Origin of the sequence: Syntrophotalea acetylenica, assembly GCF_001888165.1 — a bacterium.
GTDB lineage: Bacteria > Desulfobacterota > Desulfuromonadia > Desulfuromonadales > Syntrophotaleaceae > Syntrophotalea > Syntrophotalea acetylenica.
Map to the genome: position 1 here is coordinate 581387 of NZ_CP015455.1, position 15859 is coordinate 597245.

The 15859-nt window shown below is 55.8% G+C and carries 18 protein-coding genes; 12 read left to right on the forward strand and 6 right to left on the reverse strand.

Annotated elements, in window-relative coordinates; genetic code table 11:
• Positions 1 to 30: 30 nt before the first annotated feature.
• Positions 31 to 234 carry a ubiquitin family protein gene (locus A6070_RS02700; RefSeq protein ID WP_072286940.1) on the forward strand — a complete coding sequence of 68 codons (204 nt, stop codon included), beginning with the start codon at positions 31 to 33 and terminating at the stop codon, positions 232 to 234.
• Position 235: 1 nt separating this feature from the next.
• Here A6070_RS02700 and A6070_RS15285 read toward each other — a convergent pair whose 3' ends face one another.
• Complete coding sequence (locus tag A6070_RS15285; protein ID WP_072286941.1) at positions 236 to 706, reverse strand: hypothetical protein; 471 nt, start codon at positions 704 to 706, stop codon at positions 236 to 238.
• On the opposite strand from A6070_RS15285, the gene thiF reads away from it, so the two are divergent.
• Positions 701 to 1330, forward strand: a complete 630-nt coding sequence (thiF, locus tag A6070_RS02710) for a sulfur carrier protein ThiS adenylyltransferase ThiF (RefSeq protein WP_072286942.1) — start codon at positions 701 to 703, stop codon at positions 1328 to 1330. The two genes, A6070_RS15285 and thiF, sit on opposite strands and share 6 nt — an antisense overlap.
• A 289-nt stretch (positions 1331 to 1619) precedes the next feature.
• Here thiF and A6070_RS02715 read toward each other — a convergent pair whose 3' ends face one another.
• The gene (locus tag A6070_RS02715; protein ID WP_072286943.1) at positions 1620 to 2861 is read right to left on the reverse strand and encodes a porin family protein; all 1242 of its coding nucleotides are present in this window, start codon (positions 2859 to 2861) and stop codon (positions 1620 to 1622) included.
• Positions 2862 to 3588: 727 nt separating this feature from the next.
• Here A6070_RS02715 and A6070_RS02720 point away from each other — a divergent pair.
• The 10 genes from A6070_RS02720 (at position 3589) to gltA (ending at position 12372) form a co-directional block, all read left to right on the forward strand.
• Positions 3589 to 4740 carry an iron-containing alcohol dehydrogenase gene (locus A6070_RS02720; protein ID WP_083558668.1) on the forward strand — a complete coding sequence of 384 codons (1152 nt, stop codon included), beginning with the start codon at positions 3589 to 3591 and terminating at the stop codon, positions 4738 to 4740.
• Positions 4741 to 4905: 165 nt separating this feature from the next.
• A complete protein-coding gene (locus tag A6070_RS15925) occupies positions 4906 to 5283 on the forward strand; it encodes a hypothetical protein (RefSeq protein ID WP_236718905.1) in 378 nt (125 codons plus the stop codon).
• Positions 5262 to 5897 (forward strand): hypothetical protein, encoded by a 636-nt coding sequence (locus A6070_RS15930; protein WP_236718906.1) that lies wholly within the window; start codon positions 5262 to 5264, stop codon positions 5895 to 5897. Before A6070_RS15925 ends, A6070_RS15930 begins: the two co-directional genes overlap by 22 nt.
• A gap of 56 nt (positions 5898 to 5953) precedes the next feature.
• Positions 5954 to 6292, forward strand: coding sequence for a DUF190 domain-containing protein (locus A6070_RS02730; protein ID WP_072286946.1), 339 nt, complete (start codon positions 5954 to 5956; stop codon positions 6290 to 6292).
• A complete protein-coding gene (locus A6070_RS02735; RefSeq protein ID WP_201257946.1) occupies positions 6279 to 6560 on the forward strand; it encodes a carboxymuconolactone decarboxylase family protein in 282 nt (93 codons plus the stop codon). The genes A6070_RS02730 and A6070_RS02735 overlap by 14 nt, the downstream gene beginning before the upstream one ends.
• Positions 6561 to 6847: 287 nt before the next feature.
• Entirely contained in the window at positions 6848 to 8011 is a 1164-nt protein-coding gene (locus A6070_RS02740; RefSeq protein ID WP_072286947.1) for an iron-containing alcohol dehydrogenase, read from the forward strand.
• Between the two features lie 129 nt (positions 8012 to 8140).
• The gene (locus A6070_RS02745; protein WP_072286948.1) at positions 8141 to 9688 is read left to right on the forward strand and encodes a CoA-acylating methylmalonate-semialdehyde dehydrogenase; all 1548 of its coding nucleotides are present in this window, start codon (positions 8141 to 8143) and stop codon (positions 9686 to 9688) included.
• A 99-nt stretch (positions 9689 to 9787) separates the two neighbouring features.
• Entirely contained in the window at positions 9788 to 9955 is a 168-nt protein-coding gene (locus A6070_RS15515; RefSeq protein WP_158514011.1) for a hypothetical protein, read from the forward strand.
• Between the two features lie 141 nt (positions 9956 to 10096).
• Positions 10097 to 10954 (forward strand): sulfide/dihydroorotate dehydrogenase-like FAD/NAD-binding protein, encoded by an 858-nt coding sequence (locus A6070_RS02750; RefSeq protein ID WP_072286949.1) that lies wholly within the window; start codon positions 10097 to 10099, stop codon positions 10952 to 10954.
• A 17-nt stretch (positions 10955 to 10971) separates the two neighbouring features.
• Complete coding sequence (gene gltA / locus A6070_RS02755) at positions 10972 to 12372, forward strand: NADPH-dependent glutamate synthase (RefSeq protein WP_072286950.1); 1401 nt, start codon at positions 10972 to 10974, stop codon at positions 12370 to 12372.
• A gap of 99 nt (positions 12373 to 12471) precedes the next feature.
• On the opposite strand, the gene A6070_RS02760 is transcribed toward gltA, so the two are convergent.
• The 4 genes from A6070_RS02760 to mscL all read right to left on the reverse strand — a co-directional run bounded on the left by A6070_RS02760 (position 12472) and on the right by mscL (position 15713).
• Positions 12472 to 13212 carry a FadR/GntR family transcriptional regulator gene (locus A6070_RS02760; protein WP_072286951.1) on the reverse strand — a complete coding sequence of 247 codons (741 nt, stop codon included), beginning with the start codon at positions 13210 to 13212 and terminating at the stop codon, positions 12472 to 12474.
• Positions 13213 to 13441: 229 nt separating this feature from the next.
• Positions 13442 to 14353 carry an EF-P lysine aminoacylase EpmA gene (gene epmA / locus A6070_RS02765; protein ID WP_072286952.1) on the reverse strand — a complete coding sequence of 304 codons (912 nt, stop codon included), beginning with the start codon at positions 14351 to 14353 and terminating at the stop codon, positions 13442 to 13444.
• 6 nt (positions 14354 to 14359) lie between these two features.
• Complete coding sequence (gene efp, locus A6070_RS02770) at positions 14360 to 14923, reverse strand: elongation factor P (RefSeq protein WP_072286953.1); 564 nt, start codon at positions 14921 to 14923, stop codon at positions 14360 to 14362.
• A 385-nt stretch (positions 14924 to 15308) separates the two neighbouring features.
• The gene (mscL, locus tag A6070_RS02775) at positions 15309 to 15713 is read right to left on the reverse strand and encodes a large-conductance mechanosensitive channel protein MscL (protein ID WP_072286954.1); all 405 of its coding nucleotides are present in this window, start codon (positions 15711 to 15713) and stop codon (positions 15309 to 15311) included.
• Between the last annotated feature and the right edge of the window lie 146 nt (positions 15714 to 15859).

The following is a 15859-nucleotide window of genomic DNA, read 5'->3' on the forward strand; positions in this document are numbered from 1 at the left end:
AGATGTCGAGAACCGGAAAGGAAGAACATCATGTCGATGTTTGTTATCAGCACCGACGCCATCCCTGAAGGGGAAACCATGTCGCTGGTCGCGTTGCTGCGAGCCCATGATCTGAGTCCCGCGACCGTCATGGTAAGGGTGGATGGGAAGGTGATTCAAAAGCAGCAGCTCGAAACCCTGCAGGTCGCCAGGGGGACAGCCGTCAAAGCATATCTTTTTGTTGGCGGCGGCTGATTCAGCGCCAGCGCCGCCATTTTGGCATTGGCGGTGAGAGTTTCTTGGTTTTGAAGCAAGGGGAGGGGATTTGCGAGATTTCATGCCCCTTGCCTCCTTGGCGAAGGTGTTGCCCCGTGCGCATCTTCGCCACTTTTTTATCAAACGCCTGCAAAACGTACTCTTGTCGAAGCGGCATCAAGGAGGCGACTTTTTTTATCTGAGAAATAGCCATATATTTGAAATATTCATTGACACGCGACGCGAGGCCGTTTATGCTGTTTTCACAACGGGTAAAAGATCTTTCTTTGTGTTGCTCCATCATGGCCCGTTGCGGCGGGCTATGATGGAGATTTGTTGCATGGCGGCAGAGCAGGCACGTTTTGTCTCTGAGGCCGTGCATCGGCCAGGAAGGACGTTGTCCCCGGCTGTAGCGCCAAAATAGTGTATTCCCCTTTTTGATGACGTGTCCGGAAAGGTCAGGCTGTTGCATCGGGATCTTCAGGAAAAAGAATTTTTTTCCAGGCATGCCCTGGGGGTAGTGCCGGTGTTAAAAAAAGCCACCGTCGGGGTTGCCGGCGCCGGCGGGCTGGGATCAAATATCGCCGTTGCCCTGGCCCGCTCAGGAGTCGGCAAGCTGGTGGTCGCCGATTATGACCGGGTTGAACCGCACAATCTCAACCGTCAATATTATTTTCGCGATCAGATAGGCATGTACAAGGTTGACGCACTGAAAAGCAACCTGGAGCGCGTCAATCCGTTTTCAGAATATGAAATGCACAACAGGCTCCTCGACAAAGAGAACATCCCGCGGATTTTCGGTAATGTCGATATCCTGCTGGAAGCTCTGGACAGCGTTGATGCCAAGCTCATGCTTCTGCAGAGCTGGATTGCTGCCTTTCCGCAGCAACCGCTGGTGATGGGCAGCGGCATGGGAGGGTATGGCGGCAATAACGGTATGGTGTCGAAACGGCTGTTTGACAAGGTTTATGTCTGTGGTGATGAAAAAACCGATGTGGCCGTCTTCCCGCCGATGGCGCCGAAAGTCATGATCGTGGCGGCCATGCAGGCCAACATGGCGCTGGAATGGCTGCTCGATGGCGAGGTGATAGTCTGAATTCGATGCGCAAGGGCAATGGTAGAGAGGGAAGCGCAGGCCGAAAGGCCATGCTTTCTCTCCGGCGATGCCACCTTTCCGGGTAGGTGGCATCGCCGTATTTTTGTCCCTGTGAATGGGTAATTCAAAGGGAAAGAATTACGGATGCGGGAGCCAACCACTCCCTCTTCACCCCTTGCACTGTACCTCCTAGCAGTGTGAGGGGTGAATTTTTTTCTTTGGTTATGCAAAAGCCCCTCTCAGAAAGCAGGGGCTTTTGTTTTGGCATGTGGTTCAGTGGTGTGGCGGGCTACCAGACGAAAAAGGTGCCGACCGTGAACAGTTCGGTATTCTGATCCTCGTTGTCGAACCAGGAGTTTTCCGTCAGCATGACTTCCGCCATGACCTTGAGGTTGGGGTTGATGTCGTGGTAGACGCCAAATACCCACAGGGTCTGTTCTTCAATCTGAACCTCGGTGCCGGCGAGGCGATCCGCCTTGTCCCTCGAGGTTTCATCCATGTAGTTGCCGCCGTAGCTCACTCCGAATTTGGTTTTGCCGAAACGGTTGTCGAAGCCGTACATCAACTGGGCGATAAAGCCCTGGCTGTCCCGTTCCTTGCCCGCGGCATCCAGCGCGTCCGTGTCCAGCATGAGAACCGAGCCGATGGCCGTATTGTCGAAGCCTGACAACACCAGATCGAAGCCCCGATAAAGAATCTGCACTCCGCCGGCAATGCCGCTGGCTTCCACAGTACCGTCAAAGCCGCTGCCGGAGGAAAATTCGGCTTCCTGCCATACGCCGGACAGCCAGGCTTTGAATGAACCGCCCTCGAAGGTGCCGGCATAGGACAATTCCCCTTCGAAGCGAGGCAGCTTGGTTTCCTCCGCTTTTGCCGTGGCGCCGGCAATGACGCTCGGGTCATAAAGTCCCAACGACACCTTGACACCATTATAGGCCGGCGACGTATAGCGGATCTGCGCATTGAATTGCGGATAAACGTAACCGTAGCCGATGCGGCCCAGAGGCGTACCGCCTCCGTCGAGCGCGCCCTGGGCGCCATACCCCCAGACGGTCATGTCCGTCAAAAGGTTTTGTCCCTGGAATTGGCTGAGGGTTTTTCCGACCAGCATCTGTCCGAAGTTGCCATCGACGGTAAAAAAGATTTCACGCAGATCGATCTGATTGCCGAAAGAGTTTTTCGACTTGCCGACGTCCTTGGCATCGTAGGTCGGGTAGAACCCGATGCGAGCCGCCATGTCGAGTCCTCCGATGGTTGGCGCCTTGATGTTGAAAGCGATAATTCCGGGTACCAGGCCGATACGTTCCCGGTAGCCTTCCTGGTCGTCAACAATGGTGCCGCCTCGGCGGATTCCAGTGCCGAAACCGGGTTTGGCGTCCCCGGTTTCATAGGCGGCAAACATGTTTACCAGGCCGTCGGTGCTGAAGGACCAGCCATTGTCCGTACCGATGACAACGGCCGCATGAGCGGGTGTGCCGTACAGAATAAATCCGGCCACCAGACTGCACAGCAGAAGTGACATTCTTTTCATTTCCAACCTCCAGAAAGAATCAAAAACAGGGATCAAGACGGGCTTTGCGGGCTTTCGCCGGGTTGTAACCCAGCGGCCGCAAAAACATTGGAAAGCAGGGAATAGAACGGTGTTGCGCGGGGGTAAGGCAAAGATATCGATTTCAATGGACCCGGTCAAGAAAAAATCATATATATGGTCAATTATGACGGGTTTCAGGTTTTGGATGTTTCGGTCATGCTGGAGTTCTTTATCCTTGTCATACTGGCGGTCTGGCCAGGACTGCATGCCTGGCGGGGTGCCCTGCAAAATCCGCGGAAAGGCGCAGTTTCCCTTTAACGGTGATGGCAAACGCCGTTTAAAAATAAAAAAATTAGCTTTAAAACCATAACAAAAACAGCGGCTTTTAAATAAATAGCCAAATCATTCAAAAATTTGGTTGAAATAGCGTTTGTCTTATTGTATGTATTTGTATACGAGACATCGCAAGGGCACCACAGAGGAAAAAGGTGCGTTGCGGCGCATGCATGGGTAGCCGGGTGTTCCGTAAATTGCACTTTTGACGCCAGCAAAAATAGCCAAATATTCAAAATATTACAGGTTTCAGGCGTTCCGGGGAACTTTTCCGGCTTGCGGGGAAGGGGCGTCAATGTTCGGGGGAACATGAGAAAAGCTTTCCTGGAGCGCATGTGAGGAGGGGCCACCTATGGTTGGTGGCCAGAGACGACAACCAGCGAAGGAGGAAAAAATGGCTGACTTTTTGTGTCCCAGCGTAAACTTTATTGGTAGGGGTACGGTTGCCGAGGTTGGTCCCAGGGCTGCCATGTTTGGCACCAAGGCACTGATTGTTTGTGATGGTTTTCTTGCAAAGCTCGAGGGTGGTCCGGTTGCCAAGGTAAAAGACGCCTTGACTTCCTCCGGGATCAAATTTGCTGTTTATGACGGCGTCGAGCCTAACCCCAAAGACACCAATGTCGCTGCAGGCCTGAAGGTTTACAAGGCTGAGAATTGCGACATGATCGTTACGGTTGGTGGCGGCAGCTCCCATGATTGCGGAAAAGGCATCGGTATTTCCGCAACACATGACGGAGATCTTTACGAAAACTATGCGGGAATCGAACTGCTGACCAACGAACTGCCTCCCATTATCTCTGTCAATACGACAGCCGGTACGGCCAGTGAGGTTACACGTCACTGCGTTATTACCAACACGGCCAAGAAGGTCAAGTTTGTTATTGTCAGCTGGCGTAACCTGCCGAAGGTTTCCATCAACGATCCTGAGCTGATGGTGGCCAAGCCTGCCGGGCTTACCGCAGCCACCGGCATGGATGCCTTGACCCACGCTGTGGAATGCTACGTGACCAAGGATGCCAATCCGGCGACCGATGCCGTTGCAATTCACTCTGTCAAACTTATCGGCAAGTACCTGCGCCGGGCTGTTGCCAATGGTGCGGATATCGAGGCTCGTGAAGGTATGGCTTACGGATCGTTGCTGGCCGGCATGGCGTTCAACAATGCCGGCCTCGGTTATGTCCATGCCATGGCGCATCAATTGGGTGGCCTGCTCGACATGCCTCATGGCATTGCCAATGCCGTACTGTTGCCGCACGTCGAGCGTTACAACCTGATGGTCAATCCCGAGAAATTTGCGGATATCGCTGTGGCGCTCGGGGAAAATATCGACGGCCTCGGCAAAATGGAAGCCGCCGAAAAAGCGATCGATGCCATTGTGCGCCTGTCCAAGGATGTTGGCATTCCTCAGGGGCTGTCGCAACTGGGTGTCAAGGAGTCCGATATCGAGCCGATGGCCAAGCTGGCCATGCAGGACGGTAACGCCGGAACCAATCCGCGTGTCGGCAAATTGGAAGACATCATCCAGCTGTTTAAAAACGCCATGTAGCTTACTGGCTGAAAGGCGGCACCTTCCGTTCTGGCGTAGGTGCCGCCTTTTTTTATGCTGCTTCGGAATCCTTCGCGCCTTCGAGTCCCAATCCGGGGCCTCGGTGGCGCGAATTGCAATAAGGGGTTTCGAAGGCATGCCTGTTTACTGAGGGGAGGATAATAAATGGAAGCCTGGAGCGTTAATGCGATCTTGCTGGCTTTTGGCGGAGGCATGTTTGGCGCCAGCCTCGGCGCCCTGTGGTCTTTCTGCCTTTGCGGTTTGTTAACCATGCTGGGCTGTCTGGTCGTGCTGGGCGGAGGCAGTGATTTTCTGTTGCTGCAGGTCGGCCTGGGGCCGATTTTCGGTCCCCACACCGGAGGGTTCGTAGCCGGGGTGGTCGCTGCAACCTATGCGGCAGCCTTGAGAAAGAACCATCCTTCGGGGGCCGCCAAGGACATTCTGTCGCCTCTGGTCGATACATCCTGGGATGTACTGGTTGTCGGGGGCTTTCAGCCGTTTTCGGTCTGCTTATTGTTCCGTTGTTGGGCAGAGTTCCCCTGATTAGGGAATTTGATCTGCTGGCCCTGTCCATCTGCATCAACATCTGGCTGGCCCGGCTGTTGTTCCAGAAAGAAATGCCCTGGGGCAACATGGATTCCATACGTCAACACGGCTGGCTGGGAACCGACGGCTATGCCATTTCATGGGTCGGGTGGATGTCGCCTCCGTCGCGCCTGCTTGCCATAGGCGCCGGGATGGGTTTGCTGTCCGGCGGTGTGGCCATGGGGTTCCGTGAGTATCTGGCACCGCTGGCCGCACAGGGAATGGTCAGTGAATCGGCGGCGTTTGTGGCGCCACTGATCTTCTGCTGGGGGTTCTCGGCCGTGATGCTGACCATGCTCAATTTCGGACAGGCCACCATCCAGAAAGCTCCCGTTACGCACTGCATGGCCATCATGGGGGCCTGGGGATACCTGCAGAGCGGCTCGCTGGTTGTGGCCATGGTTTTTGGCATCGGCGGCGCCTTCATCGAAGAATTGACGGCCCGCATGTTCTACAACCATGGCAGCAACCATCTCGATCCCCCCGCTGCGGGGATTGCCCTGTCGACATTTGTCATGAATATTTTGTTCAAACCCGAGTTTTTGAATCTTGGCGGATTTTTTAATTTTTAAGCGGATAACGTCAGGATGAATTTTTCAGAAGGAATGCTTGAGAAAGGAGGAGGGAAATGGGCTCCGAAGGCAAAAACCAGCTGTTGCGCATCTATCTTAATGAGACCAGGCGCTATGGCGATAAACTTCTGTATGATGCCATTGTGGAAACAGCCTATCAGCACGGATTGGCCGGAAGCATGGTATTCAGGGGGATAGAAGGTTCCGGTTTCTGCTGTAAGGTATGCAGAACCCAGGCTCCGGGTTTGACGCTGTCAAAATGTCAGCCGATGGTGATTGAATTCATCGGCGCTGAAGAGAAGATGAAGGTCCTGATTCCCCGTCTCAAGGAGATGATCACCGCAGGCGCCATGGTCGTGCTGGATGCTGAGATTGTGCATAATGTCTGCGAATAGAACTGCGGAGGGCGGATCCTCTATCTCGCCACCAAGGCATGGGGGCAGCGCAGCCTCTGCCGTATCCATCAAGGCGCGTTCCAAACCCTGCGTGCTGAAACACTTCAGGGGGGCACTCGATGCCGGCGCCACGGTGCAGGAACTGGCATACATTCTGGCTCTGGTCATGCGTGAGGCAGCCGGAGCGGACGATTGCTGGACGCATGATGTTTTGTCGGACTGGCAGGAAATTGTCGCGGGCAATATGGCCTGCGGATGCCCGGCATAACCGGTTGCGGCCAGAGCCTGGCGGATGGGGAACCTCGCAAGACATTCCCTCATCCGCCTTTTTTTTAAATTCCTTTATCAATTCGGCAAACAAAACCATCTCGCAACTTATCGAAAATACGTAAAAATGTTAGCAACTAAAAATAAATAGCCAAATATTTGATTTTTTGATTGACGGCGGACGGGGGATCGGGTAAACAATAAAAGCACAGGGAGTCATTTCCCCCCTGTTTTTTCCAGGACCAAGCCTGCCCGGTGGACAGGCTACAAATACAAGGAGGCTCGACCATGATTTCCTCTCGACCATTTCGCGTTCCGCCCACCATCCATTTTGGCGAACAAGCCACCGCTCGTACCGGTGAAGAAGTCAAGCGGCTCGGAGCCCGCAAAGCCTTGCTCGTTACCGATGCGGTGCTGGCCAAGGTTGGGGCCATCGATCCAATTGTCGACTCGCTTAAAAACCACGGTGTGGATGTAGTGGTTTTTGATGAGGTAAATTGTGAACCGGTGTTGCGTCATGTCAATGAAGGCCTGGCATTGCTGGAGGAAAAACAGTGCGATGTGCTGGTTGCCTGCGGCGGCGGCAGTCCGATCGATGCGGCCAAGGCCATTGGCATCATGGCGACCAATCAGGGGCAGATCAAGGATTACATGGGGCTGGATAAGTTCAAGACCGCCGGCGTACCGGTGATTGCCGTGCCGACGACTGCGGGGACCGGCAGCGAAGCGACCATGTTCAGCATCATCACCGATACGGACAACGACGTTAAGATGCTCATCGGCAGCCCTTTGTTGATGCCGAAGGTCGCTATCGTCGATCCGCTCATGACCCTCAAGCTCCCCCGTGGGCTGACCGCGGCGACCGGTCTGGACGCTCTCACCCATGCCATCGAGGCCTATGTGTCGTTGAAGGCACAGCCGATGACGGATGTGCTGGCCATTTCCGCCATCAAGCTGATCAGCACCTACCTGCCTCTTGCCTGGGGCAGCCCGGATAATCGCGAGGCCCGCGCCAACACCATGCTGGGCGCCCTGCAGGCAGGGATCGCTTTTTCCAATGCGTCGGTAGCCCTGGTGCATGGCATGTCACGGCCTATCGGCGCCAATTTCCATATTGCGCACGGCGTGTCCAATGCCGTGCTGCTGGGTATCATTATGGATTTTTCTCTGTCGGGTAATCCCGGGCGCTATGCGGATATCGCCAGGGCCATGGGGGTCGGCAACGGCGGCCAGGATGCCATGGGTGTGGCCAAGGCAGGCGCCGAGAAAGTCAAGGGCCTGATCAAAATGCTTGAAGTGCCGTCTCTTACCGCGCTTGGCGTGACACGGGAGAAGCTTGAGCCGGTGGTGAAAAAAATGGCGGAAGATGCTCTGGCCAGCGGCAGCCCGGGAAATAATCCGCGGCAGGCGACGGCCGAGGAGATCGTAAATCTGTATTACGCGGCGCTGTGACGTCGCCTGCGGTGCAAAAATAGCCAAACATTCAAATATCATATTTAAAAAGCGGCTGAGCTGTTCGAAGATGTTTGTGGAAGGGATTCGCGGCGCAGCGGCAAAATCACACAATCGAAGGAGACTGTCATGGGTGAAGCAAAAGAACTGGTGCCGGAAATAAAGCGTTTGAAATACTGCATCAACAACGAGTGGGTGACATCTAAAACCGATAAATACATGGCGGTGATGAACCCCAGCACCGGCGAGCAAATTGCCGAAACGCCCTGCTGTACGGCCGTGGAGGTCGAGGCAGCGGTGCAGGCCGCCAAGGCGGCTTTCCCGGAGTGGTCAGCGAAGCCGGCCGCTATCCGCACCCAGGTACTCTTTGCGTTCCGCGACCTGGTCAACAGCCACTTCGAGGAACTGGCGCTGATCCTTGCCACGGAAATGGGCAAGAACCTGAATGAAGCGCGAGGCGATGTGCACAAGGTTGTCGAGGCTTGCGAAGTGGCTGTTGCGGCGCCCCTGGAAATGCAGGGACATTCGACCATGGAGGTGACCCGCGGCCACGACACGGTGCTGTATCGGGAATCCGTTGGTGTTTTTCTCGGGATTGCCCCTTACAACTTCCCGGCGATGATCCCCTTTGGATGGTTTATTCCCCTGGCCATTGCAGCCGGCAATACGGTGGTGCTCAAGTCCGCCAGTCTGGTTCCCATGACCAGTATGCGCCTGCTGGAGCTGCTGATCGAGGCCGGTCTGCCCAAGGGAGTCGTCAATCTGATCACCTGCAGCCGCAACGAGCTGACGGATTTGCTGTCGCATCCGGACATTCGCGGAATTTCCTTTGTCGGCAGCACATCTGTTGGCCTGAAGATCTATTCGACAGGGGCTGCTGCCGGTAAGCGGGTGCAGGCCCTGACGGAAGCCAAGAACCACTCTCTGATTCTGCGTGACGCGGCTCTGGACTGGTCTGCCCGGAGGCTCATCAATTCGGCATTCGGTTGCGCCGGCCAGCGTTGCATGGCTCTGCCGGTGGTGGTTGTAGAAGAGTGCATTGCCGATGAGTTTGTTGGCCTGCTGAAAAAATACGCCCAACAGCTGAAGATGGGCCCTGCCTACGAAGAGACCACACAGCTTGGCCCCCTGGTCAGTGCCGGGCAGAAAAAATTTGTCATCGACATGATCAACAAAGGGGTCGAAGAAGGCGCCACGCTGGTGCTTGATGGCCGGGACGCGGTTGTCGAGGGATGCGAAAAGGGCTATTTCGTCGGTCCTACCATCTTCGACCATGTCAAGAAAGATATGGTTATCGGTGATCAGGAAATCTTCGGACCGGTGGTTTGCGTCAAGCGGGTCAAGGATTTCGAGGAAGGCATAGCGGTCATGAATGCCAATGAGTTTGCCAACGGCTCATCCATCTTTACCCGCAGCGGTTATTATTCCAGGGAATTCGCTCGCCGCACCGACGGCGGCATGGTGGGTATCAACGTGGGAATTCCGGTGCCTCTGGCATTCTTCCCCTTCTCCGGTCACAAGCGTTCCTTTTTTGGCGATTTGCACTGCCTCGGGCGGGACGGGCTCAAATTCTATACCCAGACCAAATCGGTGACCACCAAATGGGTATCCCCGGAGGAGGCTGGCGAACAGGATAAGGTTTCGACCTGGGAAGGTACCATCAACCGGGAACTCTAGCCTGCTGACGGCTGGACCATATGGCAGTGAGGATCCGTCGGCCCGCTTCTTTTTCAGGAGGCGGGCCGACGGGCCTGAAACCCGGTAAGGAGCTGCGCGATGATTCCTTGCAGATTGATCGATCCCCTGACCAAGACCATTATTGTCCTCGAGGGCTTGTCTGGCAGGCCGCTGGCGGAAATATGTGAGGAATACAACATAAGGGAAGAACATTATACGGTCTGGAGAAAATATTTTTTGGCCAACGCTCCGAAAATCTTCGAATAAATCGGCAATTCAAGAAATGTATCTGCCGTTGGCTCTGCAAAAACAGGCTTTGCAGAACGGAATTTTGGCCTAGCCATTCAACGGGTTTTTGCGAAGGCCTCGTTTCTCAAGACCTTGAAACTGAAGGATGCAGGTAACTCTATGTTTGAAGTACTCAGCAACGATATTCTGGCGCCGAATGTCCATCGCATGGTGATCCGCGCGCCGCGGATCGCCAGGGTTCGGAAACCCGGACAATTCGTGATTGTGCGCGTCGAGGAAGGCGGAGAGCGGATTCCACTGACCATTGGCGACGCGGACATTGCGAAGGGCACCATTACCCTGTTTATCCAGGCCGTGGGGCTGACGTCCTTAAAGCTCGTCGGCACGCCGGTTGGCAATCACCTCAGGGATGTGGCCGGGCCTTTGGGACAGCCGACGCATATACGCAAATGGGGACGCGTGGTCTGTATCGGAGGCGGGCTTGGCACCGCGGTGCTTTATCCCATGGCCAGGGCTTTGCCGGCGGCCGGCAATGAAGTAACCACGATAATCGGCGGTCGCTCCGCGCCCTTCATTATCCTGGAACAGGAGCTTTCCGTTTTTTCCAGACAGGTGCTGGTAACCACCGAGGATGGCAGTCTTGGCCGCAAGGGGTTTGTCACCGATGCCCTGCGGGAATTGATCGACGATCCGCAGCGGTGCCCGCAGGCGGTGATCGCCATCGGTCCGGTACCGATGATGCGGGCCGTGGCGGAACTGACCCGGCCATACGGCATTGAGACCATTGTCAGCCTCAACCCGATCATGATCGACGGCACCGGCATGTGCGGCGGCTGCCGGGTCGTGGTCGGAGGGGAAACCCGTTTTGCCTGTGTTGATGGCCCCGAATTTGATGGCCATCTGGTGGACTTCGATCTGTTGAGTAATCGGCTGGCCATGTATCGCGAAGATGAATGCAGAATGCTGGAGCAGCTCCCCGATGAACTGCGTGCCAGGATCGTTCAGGTAAAAAGGTGAGGGGGGAGGATATCCGGATGAAGTTTTCCATGGAGCCACAAGTCAAAATGGCGCGGGTGAGAATGCCCGAGCAGGATCCGCAGGTGCGCAGGTGCAATTTCAAAGAAGTCAATCTGGGGCTTTCCGAGGCTGAGGCGGTGCAGGAGGCGCAACGCTGTCTTGGCTGTAAAACCAGGCCCTGCGTGGCCGGTTGTCCGGTACGGGTCAGAATCCCGGAATTCATTACCGCCCTGGCTTGCGGCAACGTTGCGCAGGCGGCACACATTCTCCTGGCTGACAACTCTTTGCCTGCGGTATGCGGCCGCGTCTGTCCCCAGGAGGAACAGTGCGAGGCCAAATGTGTCCTTGGCAAGAAAGGTGAACCCGTAGCTATCGGCTATCTGGAGCGTTTTGTGGCCGATTGGGCTATGCGGCATCCGGACTTGCTGGAGCCTGAAACGGCCGTTGCCCCAACCGGAAAAACCGTTGCCGTGGTCGGCTGCGGCCCAGCCGGCATTACCGTCTCCAAGGAACTGGCATGCAAGGGGCATGACGTTACCATATTCGAGGCTTTGCACGACACCGGCGGTGTTTTGCGCTATGGCATTCCGGAATTCCGTCTGCCGAAGCAGATCGTGGATATCGAAGTGCAGCGTTTGCGGCATATGGGTGTCAGTATCGAATGCAATGTCATTGTCGGCAAGACCGTAAGTCTCGAAGAATTGCAGACGGGTTACGATGCCGTGTTTATCGGCAACGGCGCGGGGCTGCCGACCATGCTCGGCATTCCCGGAGAGAATCTTAAAGGCGTCTATTCGGCCAACGAATATCTCACGCGCGTCAATCTGATGGCAGCCTGGCGTGATGATGCGGCCACTCCGATCATGCGGGGTAAAAGGGTGATGGTGATAGGCGGCGGGAATACCGCCATGGACGCGGTTCGCACCGGGGCAAGACTTGGCGCGGAACGTTCAATTATCGTTTACCGCCGCAGTGAAGCGGAAATGCCGGCCCGCGTGGAGGAAATCCACCATGCCAAACAGGAAGGCATCGAATTTATCCTGCTGACAGCACCGCTTGAAATTATCGGCGACGCATCGGGGTGGGTAAAAGGGGTTCGCTGCCAGAAAATGAAACTTGGCGAGCCGGATGCTTCGGGACGCCGCCGGCCGGTTCCCGTCGCAGGACAGACCTTCGAACTTGCGGTGGACGTGGTGGTCAACGCGGTCGGCACCCAGGCCAATCCCTTGCTGACGGCGACGGCTTCTCAGCTTGAGCTTAACAAATGGGGGAATATAGTCGCAGATGACAGCGGTGCGACCAGCCTGCAGGGCGTGTTTGCCGGCGGCGATATTGTGCGCGGCGGAGCCACTGTGATTCTGGCGATGGGTGACGGTAAAAGGTCCGCTGCCGCCATCGATGATTATCTCAGGCGTTGATGACCACCGCGGAATTTCCATGGAACCGCGGCACAAAGGCACAAACAGGAAAGGGCGAAGCCTCAGGCTTCGCCCTTTCTTTCAGGAATTTTTTTATCGTCAGACGGCCTGTTTGATCTTGGCCTGTTTCTCGTCCCTTTCCCGCAGGGCTTCCAGCTCTCTCTCGACATCGCAGATGTGCGCCAGCATACACTCCTGCGCCTTGTCTCCGTCACCGGCCTTGATGGCTTCGAAGATTTTCTGATGCGAATCCAGTACGTGCTGCGAAAATTCCATATCCGGCTTGATGTTGGTCTTGAGGTCGGTGAGCATGCTGTTGACAAAATCGAGAACCATCACCATGACCGGATTGCGGCTGGCCTGCGCCAGGAAAATGTGAAAATCGATTTCCTCTTTGGCGCCCACGACGCTTTTCTTTTTTTCAAAAATTTTCCGGCATTTCCGGTCGATTTCCTCCAGTTTTTCAATTTCCTGGGCGCTGAACCGCTCCGCCGCGAGTCGCGCAAGGTATGGCTCCATGATTTTTCGGATTTCCGACAGGTCCCGCACGGAAACATTCTGAAAATGAAGAAAGTTGGCGATGCTATCGCGGGTCGTTTCCATATCGACCTCGCTGACCACCGGCCCGCCGCCGGCGCCGCGCTTGATTTCAATGAAGCCCATGGCTTCCAGGCTGCGCAGCGCCTCACGCAGGGTATGCTTGCTGACGCCAAATTGGGTGATCAAGTCCTTTTCAGGCGGCAGGCTTTGCCCGGGCAGAAGCTGTCCTTTCAGGATGGCTTCCCTGACCTGACGGATGATATGGGTGGACATCTTGTCATGACTTGCGGAATGAAACATACTGACCTCGACATGGTGACATTTATATAGCCAAATAGTTTAAAGATTCGTTCTTTTGGTCTAGAATAGCGGATTTTCACAAGATAATCAAGGAGATTAGCATGCTTTTTCCATGGATGCGGGTTGCGCCGCCATGCCGGGACGTTACATGGCATAGAATTTGTGCAGAATCGGTCAACACATGGGAATGCAGTCTCCCAAAAGGGGCGCCTACTGGCGGAGCGGATAATTACAGCAGTTCCGGGGTGAAAGCCACCACATCGTCGATGGTTGCGGCGTCGGTCAGCAGCATCACCAACCGGTCCAGGCCCAGGGCGATCCCGGCAGCTTCGGGCATGGCGTCGAGTTCCAGGAGGAATGGCTCCGGGGAGGGATAGGGGGGCTTGCCGGACTTGCGACGCAGCGCTTCTTCGGCGGCAAAACGCTGCCGCTGTTCGACCGGATCGGTCAATTCGGAAAAGGCATTGGCCACCTCCAGCCCGGCGATATAGAGTTCAAATCGCTCCGCGACACCGGGCCGCTGGGGATGCCTGCGTGCGAGGGCGGCAAGCTCGCTGGGGTATTCGATCAGAAAGGTCGGCCGCTGGATGCCGAGGCGGGGTTCGATTTCCAGCGAGATGATTTCGTCGAAGCGGTCTTCACGCAGGGCCTGCTGCAGGGAACGGGAACCAAAGCGGTCGAAGGCCTCGGCAACGGTCAACCGCTCCCAGGGCGAACCCAGGTCGATGGCGCGGCCCTGATAAGTCAGGATCTCCTCGGGAAGCAAGGCGCCCAGCAGCGCTTCACACTGCTGCATGAGCAGGTGGTAGTCGCAATGGGCAACGTACCATTCGAGCATGGCGAATTCCGGCAGATGCCGGGCACCGCGTTCGGCGGCGCGCCAGCAGCGGCACAGCTGGAACAGGCGCGGATAGCCGGCGGCCAGCAGGCGCTTCATACACAGTTCGGGGCTGGTGTGCAGAAACCAGCCGTCGCTCGGCACCGCGTCGATATGCGCTTCGGGGGCATTGCCGGGAATCCGGTGCGGCGTTTCGACCTCCAGAAAATCCCGCTCAATGAAAAAGGACCGGATCGTCTGGACGATCCGGGCCCTCTGTTCGAGTCTGGCGCGCTTTTTCGCCAGCGCCCAGTTGCCTTGCATGGTTGTCTACTCCTTGACCCGGGTGACGTATTCGCCGGTACGGGTGTCGATCTGAATCAGGGTGCCTTCTTCGACAAAGGAGGGAACTTGCAGGTTGTAGCCGGTTTCCACGGTCGCCGGCTTGTTATTTCCAGCGGCTGTATCGCCCTTGACCCAGGGCTCGGCCATGGTCACACGCAAATTGACAAAATTGGGCAGGGTGATGCCGATGGCCCGGGAACCGAACATCAGAATACTGACTTCCATGTTGTCGATCAGAAAGTACTTCTGATCGCCCAGTGCTTCTTCGGTAAGTGTGGTCTGCTCGTAGTTTTTCTGGTCCATGAATACGTAGCCGGTTTCGTCCTGGTAGAGGTACTGCATGTCGCGTTCCTCCAGGGCGGCAGGCTCGAAGGATTCGCCGGAACGGTAGGTGCGGTCGAACAAGGAGCCGGTGATCATGTTGCGCAGCTTGCATTTGTATAGCGCCTGGCCTTTGCCGGGCTTGGTGAAATCGAACTGGACGATGACGTGCGGTTCGCCATCGATCATCAGCTTGGTGCCTTTGCGCAGGTCGGAACAGGTCAGCATGGTTTTTTCTCCTCTGAATCTTTAAAATATATAAGCCGTGTCAGCGGCGAATTATCGGAATCTGGCATTAAAGCACAGGAAAACGACCGTTGTCATGAAAAAAGTGACCGGGATTCCGGGGCGCCCAAGCTGTCCGGGGCGCCGGCAAAACGCAAAGGGAATCTGGATACGCACGGTTTGCCTGGCTTGTGCGGCGAGTTGCGGGGACTGGAACTGGACATGAGAAAGGATGGCCGGGGCCTGGCATCGGTCCGATGGTTGGAAACAGCAAAATCAACAGGCCCGGGCCGTGGACGAAGACTTTTGCGGTGTAGATGTGGTAAAAGCCAGGGATGGGGCTTGGCCTTTGCCCCGGGCCCTGGCTTTCATATGCTTGGAAAGGCGTTTATTTCTGCTGTTTGAGCAGGTCCCTGATTTCGCCGAGCAGGGTTTCTTCCTTGCTGGGCGCGGGCGGTTCGGCCGGTTTTGCCTCCTCTTTTTTGCGCAGAGCATTGATGGCTTTGACCAGCATGAAAATGGCAAAGGCGATGATCACAAAGTCGAACAGGGCCTGGAGAAACAGGCCGTAGTTGAGGGTCACGGCCGGGGCGGCGTCGGTGGCGTCTTTCAGTGTGAAGGAGAAATCCTTGAAGTCCATGCCGCCCAGCAGCAGACCCAGGGGTGGCATGATCACCTCGGCCACCAGGGACGAGACGATTTTGCCGAAGGCTCCGCCGATGATGATGCCGACCGCCATGTCGACCATGTTGCCCTTGACGGCAAAGGTTTTGAACTCCTGCATCATGCCCATGTGATAACCTCCTGTTCTGATTGCCGGCACAGGGCCGGGCTGTCTGACGACATAAAAATTATTGCGATACAGCGTAGCAGAGTTTTTCCTGTTTGGCGACAGAAGAACATCTGTTTATTGAAGATATCTTAAACATGAGCCAAGCT